At 65.7% G+C, this 5,832-nt stretch carries 5 protein-coding genes and 1 pseudogene; 3 read left to right on the plus strand and 3 right to left on the minus strand.

What is annotated here, in order from left to right; all coding sequences use genetic code 11:
• Nucleotides 1-162: 162 nt before the first annotated feature.
• Nucleotides 163-642: pseudogene (locus QOH60_RS05190) on the minus strand (NAD-dependent epimerase/dehydratase family protein); the annotation flags it as partial.
• A 98-nt stretch (nucleotides 643-740) separates the two neighbouring features.
• Between QOH60_RS05190 and QOH60_RS05195 the strand changes: the two are divergent.
• Both QOH60_RS05195 and QOH60_RS05200 read left to right on the plus strand, forming a co-directional pair.
• Complete coding sequence (locus QOH60_RS05195; protein WP_526417811.1) at nucleotides 741-2,219, plus strand: AMP-binding protein; 1,479 nt, start codon at nucleotides 741-743, stop codon at nucleotides 2,217-2,219.
• 36 nt (nucleotides 2,220-2,255) lie between these two features.
• Nucleotides 2,256-3,428: an acyl-CoA dehydrogenase family protein gene (locus QOH60_RS05200; RefSeq protein ID WP_526417814.1), complete on the plus strand. Its 1,173-nt coding sequence runs from the start codon at nucleotides 2,256-2,258 to the stop codon at nucleotides 3,426-3,428.
• Nucleotides 3,429-3,935: 507 nt separating this feature from the next.
• On the opposite strand, the gene QOH60_RS05205 is transcribed toward QOH60_RS05200, so the two are convergent.
• Nucleotides 3,936-4,289, minus strand: coding sequence for a hypothetical protein (locus QOH60_RS05205; protein WP_526417816.1), 354 nt, complete (start codon nucleotides 4,287-4,289; stop codon nucleotides 3,936-3,938).
• Between the two features lie 106 nt (nucleotides 4,290-4,395).
• Here QOH60_RS05205 and QOH60_RS05210 point away from each other — a divergent pair, with 106 nt between their 5' ends.
• The gene (locus tag QOH60_RS05210; protein WP_526417818.1) at nucleotides 4,396-5,700 is read left to right on the plus strand and encodes an alpha/beta hydrolase; all 1,305 of its coding nucleotides are present in this window, start codon (nucleotides 4,396-4,398) and stop codon (nucleotides 5,698-5,700) included.
• Here QOH60_RS05210 and QOH60_RS05215 read toward each other — a convergent pair.
• On the minus strand, nucleotides 5,643-5,832 hold a 190-nt coding region (locus tag QOH60_RS05215; protein WP_526417820.1), incomplete at its 5' end, for a ferredoxin. The two genes, QOH60_RS05210 and QOH60_RS05215, sit on opposite strands and share 58 nt — an antisense overlap.

Here is a 5,832-nt window from a genome sequence, read left to right on the forward strand (position 1 = left end):
GGCGAAACCGGCGTCTTCGGCGGCCCGGCCGTCGGCGAGCACTCCGGACAGCCGCTCATTCGGTGGGCGTTGTCGGTCGGTGCCAACCATCAATCCCAGGCGCATCGGCGCCTCCTGTCACGGCACATAGCGGTCCCATTCGTAGGGCACGACGGGATGAAACGGAGCGGCGAAATGCTGCGCGGCCCACATACATACCGACTCCGCGGCGATCTTGCTGAAGCTGTAGTTCGCCCGCGACGGCACGCCGGGGCCGTCGGACTCCTTCAAAGGGCGACGGCCCTGATAGCCGTACACCGAGCCGGTCGAGCAGAACACGAACCCCTTGGCAGCGCGGCAGTGATGCAGCAGTTCGCCCGAGTTGTGCGCGTTCGTCGTGACGCACTGTTGCCAGTCGCCTGCTCCGACGTCGACGGCGGCGTGGAACACGTAGGTGAAATCCGTGGGGACCATCGAGAAGTCGCCGGTGGACATGTCGAGCCTGACCGGTGTGATCCCAGCGGCGACGAGCGTCTTTTCGTCGCCGGGATTCCGCAGCCGGGCCGCGCCCCAGACCTCGTTGTGTTCGGTCAGCGCCCGGGCGATCGGAAACGCGATCTTGCCCGTCGCGCCGGTGATGAGGATCTTCTCTCCGTTGAGCATCACACCTCCTGCCGCCGCGCCGCGTCAGTCTATAAAGTACTTGATACCTTCTGGCGGCGATCGGCGGTCTGGCCAAACTCCTCGGGTAGGGTGCGCGCATGGCCAGCGCGGTGCCTCTTGGTCGGCAGCTTGCGCTGCTTGCTGCGCGGCACGGCGATCGGGTCGCGATCGTCCATGTGGACCCTGCGGGTGCCGAGCGTGAGATCTCTTGGCGAGAGTTGGACCGCCGGGCAAATCAAGTCGCGCGACTGCTCACCGAACACGGTGTCACCCAAGGTGGTTGGGTTGTCGTGGCGCTGCCGAACACGCCCGAACATTTCTTCGCTGATCTAGCCGCCTGGCGACTTGGGGCGACCGTACTTCCACTGCGCTGGGACCTGCCACGCTGGGACCGCGAGCGACTATTGGAGTTGGCGCGGCCCGCCGCGGTTGTCGCCGCGTGGGACGCCGCGCCCGAGGGCACGCTGTCAATCGACGACGTAAAGGCCTCGATAGCCCTCGACGACAGTGCGGTGGAAGACCGCATCGCGAATCCGGTGCGGGCCATCGCGACCTCCGGATCCACCGGCCAGCCCAAGCTGATCGTCAACCCTGTGCCGGGGGTGACGGGCGGCGACGCCATGATCCGAATGGCGGAAACGCTGGAGAGCGGTGAGGACACAACCGAATTGGTGATATCCCCGATCTATCACACCAATGGCTTCGCGTGCCTGCACCACCTCCTCGAGGGGCGGCGGCTGGTGGTGATGCAGAAGTTCGACGCTGCACTCGCTGTCGACCTGATCGAACGGCACCGCGTCAACTTTGCGATCATGGTGCCGACCATGTTGCAAAGAATCGCCGCGCTACCCGGCGTGCAAGAGCGCGACTTCTCAAGCGTGGAGTTCCTTCATTACGGTGGTGCGCCCATTCCGGAGTGGGTGGTGCACAAGTGGTTTGGGCTCGTCGGTCCGGAGCGCTTCATTTTCAGCTACGGTGGCACCGAAGGAATCGGCCTCACGATGGCGCGAGGCGACGAGTGGCTGAACCACCGTGGCACCGTCGGCAGCCCGGTGGGGTGCGACGTGAAGATCATCGGCGAGGACGGGCAGCGGGTGCCGCCCGGGTCAATCGGGCGCATTCTGATGCGCCACAACGACGGTTCGACACCATGCACCTATGTCGGCGCCGAGTTCGCAGTCGACGGCGAAGGTTTCGCGACGTTAGGAGACCTGGGATGGCTCGACGAGGACGGCTACCTGTTCATCGCCGATCGCCGGTCGGACATGATCGTCACGGGCGGCGCCAATGTCTTTCCCGCAGAGGTCGAACTCGCGCTTGCCGAGCACCGCGGGGTGGCCGACTGCGTGGTCGTCGGGATTGCTGATGCCGAGTGGGGCCAGCGCGTGCACGCCATCGTGGAACCCGCCGATCCCGCCGATCCGCCGACTGCCGAGGCCCTGCGTACCCATGTGCGGGAGCGGTTGGCCGCATACAAGGTGCCGAAGACGGTCGAGATCGTCGACCGGATTCCGCGCAACGACGCGGGAAAGCTCAGCAGGGCGGCGCTGGCCGGCGCACGGTCGCCAGCTGTATAAAGTACTTGATAAGCTCCTAGGTGAACTAGGAGGGCCATGCAGCTCACCCTTGGCGCCGAACTCGACGCATTCCGCGCGGAGTTCGGCGCGTTCGTCGACGAACACCTGCCGCCCGAGGCGGAGGTGGGGGAGAGGTCGCGGTCGAGTTCCCATGTGCCGCAATGGGCGCGGGCGTGGCAGCGGCTGCAGTTCGACCACGGCTGGCTGCTGCCCGGCAACCCTCCCGAGTTCGGCGGCCGTAGCGCAAGCGTTCTCGAGCAGTACGTGCACCGCGACGAACTCGCCCGGCGACGGATCTACCACAGCTTCAACCCGCAGGGTGTCGGCATCATCGCGGCGTCGATCCTGTCGTTCGGTACCGAGGAGCAGAAGCGGCAGTGGGCGGTGCCAATCCTGCGTGGCGAGATGACGGCGTCGCTAGGCATGAGCGAGCCCGGCGCCGGCTCGGACCTTGCCGGCCTGCGCACCCGCGCTGTGGAAGACGGCGACCACTTCGTGGTCAACGGCCAGAAGCTGTGGACGTCCGGCGCGCACGACGCCGACGTCCTGCTGACGTTCGTGCGCACCGATCCGTCGGTCGCGCCGCACGAGGGCATCAGCGTGGTGCTGATCCGCACCGACAGTCCGGGCGTGACTTGCCGTCCGTTCCCGCCGGTGTACGACCGTCACGCGCCCGACTTCAACGAAGTCTTCTTCACCGATGTCTCAGTGCCCGCCGAGAACCTGATCGGGCCGCTGAACGGAGGCTGGCTGGTGGCCAACGGCTCGCTTGGCCATGAGCGCACGATGATGTGGATGAACGTCGCGAACCGGCTGCGGGATCTGCTCGACGACTTCCATCCGAGGAGCGCCGTCGACCGCGACCACTACGCGACCTTGGCGATGGACCACATGGCGCTGCGGCTGCTCGGTTCGGCCGCGTTAGCCAAAGCGGCACGGGGCGAACGGGATACGGCCTCGGTGTCGGTGCTGAAGCTGCTGGGTACTGAGGCGGAGCAGAGTGCCGCGCGGCAGGCGCTGGAGGCGGCAGGTGCAGACGGTCTTGTCGACCCTGCGCTGACGGCACCCTTCAACCCGTACGGTCTGGACTTGTACACCGCCAGCTGGTTCGCGCGCTACACCGGAACCTTCGCGGGCACCACAGCCGGAGGAACCTCGGAGATCCAGCGCAACATCATCGCCCAGCGGGTGTTAGGGCTGCCGCGCTGACGGCGCGGGCAAGCACCACGTTGCGGTGCCAGCGGTTGTCCGCGGCGGGGTGCGTGTCCGCATCCCCCAAGTGCTGCCGATCTCTCTAACTCGACGGACCGGCACACCTGCATCGGGTCCTACCAACGACGGTCCTCGCGTCGCTGCGGTCCACCGGCCAGCGCGCGGCGGCGAGGCTTATTATCGAACCTGTTCACCGCGACCTCATCGGTTTGACACCTCGTCGACGGTAACAACGGCCGTTCGGTCGCGGACTCGCGCGATAGAAGAGTCGGACGGGGTCCTCTTATCTGTCGAGTACCGCCAATGGCTAGTTCTGCCACGAGGTCGCTGGTGATCGAACTAACCTCTGTCTCGGAGGCGGTGGGGCATGAGTAGATTTGCTGGTTTGCTGATCACACTGGGCGTCGGGGCGGCCGTACTTTCCGGCCAGGCGACTGCGGGAGCCGAGCCGTCAGGCTCATCATCCGACTCGTCGTCGGGATCCTCGGGAACGTCGTCGGCGGGTCATAGCGCGGACACCTCCGCGTCCGCGGGGTCTTCGACGCCGTCAACAGCGTCGGGCACCTCGCCGTCGTCGACACCTTCCGCCGGCTCGCAGACGGCATCGGCCGCGTCGGGGGCGGCTCCGAGTACCGGCGGTTCACCCGGTAAAACCAAGACGCCGACCGCGACGTTGGCGGTGCCTTCGATCCCTGAGCTGACGACCTCGCAGGGGTCGAATTCGCCGGCGACCACGTCGTCGACACCACCTCTGCTCAAACCCAGCGCCAGATTGCGCGCCGATGCCAATGCCAGAACGCCTCTGGCGAGGGAAACAAGGGTTATCTCGCGCGCTGCGTCGAACGACTCGGCACTCACATCGTCGAGAGTTGGTGACACGGATCTCGGATTTGAGACGGCACCGATCGCAGAGGTTGCGCCCTCATCGCTGCGGGCGAACATTGGTGATGCTCCCGTCGCGAGCGTGTCAGCGGCGGAACCTCCCGTGCATCCGCTGATCTCACCGCGGGCGGATTCCGCTCCGGTCGATCCCGCCGAGCCCGCCGCCGTGATCACCGGTGTGGTGGAGGGTCTCGTCACCGGTCTGCTCAATCCGTCAGCCGGCGACGATGCGCCGGAAGCACCGGCCGGTGCGCCGGCGGTGTGGTCGATGTTGGCGTTCGCGCGCCGCGAAATCGAGACCGCGCTCGCACCGCCGTCAGTCACCGACGCAGCGGTCGGCCTTCCGACGACGAGCCAGGCACTCGTCGTTGATCCCTCGGACGTACAGGTGCAGGCCTTTGTCAATACGTTGACCTATACCGCCCCTCCGGACCTGTTCGACCAGCTCACCGTGGTCGGCCTGCGGGTGGCGCGCGATGTTTTCCACTTTTTCGGCTTGGATTTCGGCGGCATCGTCGGTACGTTGCTGTCCAGCCAGGACCCGCCGTTCTTCCTGACCTTCGGCCTGACCGCACAGCAGACCCAATACGAGATATCGCCGGGAAACGTTTGGAAGGTTTGGACGTTCACCCCGCCTAATCCGACCGGCAAAACCGTGCTCGCCCTCCACGGCGGGGGCTTCATCCTCGAACCCAACATCGTGCACTGGATCGACTACACCCAGATGGCCCGTGACACCGGCGCGACCGTCATCGTCCCGATCTATCCACTGGCGAGCACCCCGGCGGGCTCCATCCTCAACGTCCAACCCGTGATGACGGACTTCATCTCCCAACAGATCGACCGGTACGGCGCCGAGAACGTCAGCATTTACGCCGACTCGGGAGGAGTGACCTACGCATTCGGGGCGGTACGCGAGCTGATTCTGCGCGGCGATTCGGTGCCGGCCAGCATGGTGCTCCTGTCGGGCCAGGCCGACTTCTCGGGGACCAATCCGGACATCAGGCTCATCGACGACCCGTTTTTCGATCCGGACAACGTCGACTTCTATCTCAACTATCACACCTTCGACGGCATCACCGACGGGAAGGACCCGCGGATCAGTCCGTTGTTCATGGAAACCGAAGTGCTGCAGGCGCTTCCGCCGACAACGATCTACGTCGGGGGGGTCGAGTTCCTGTTGCCCGACAATCTGCTGCTCTATCAGCGCGCGGTCGACATCGGCGCACCGATCTCGATGGTGGTGGGCACCGGATTGCCCCACGACTGGGCGCTCGGCGGCCTGCGGACCTATTCGCAAACACCGGTGGTGCGTCCCGACATCTATCGTCAGCTCGGCTTGCTGCCTGACCAGTCGCCGGCTACCTCGTCAGCGCTCGCGCTATGACCAGCCGCTGAATCCTTGAGCTCGGTGATCGCATGGACCGGGCAGTCCAGTAGCGCGCGCATCACCGCATCCTGATCCTGTTGCGGCACATCGCCATTGCCCACGAGCGACGCGTATCCCCAATCGTCAAGT

Source organism: Mycobacterium sp. (genome assembly GCF_032159765.1).
Classification (GTDB): domain Bacteria; phylum Actinomycetota; class Actinomycetes; order Mycobacteriales; family Mycobacteriaceae; genus Mycobacterium.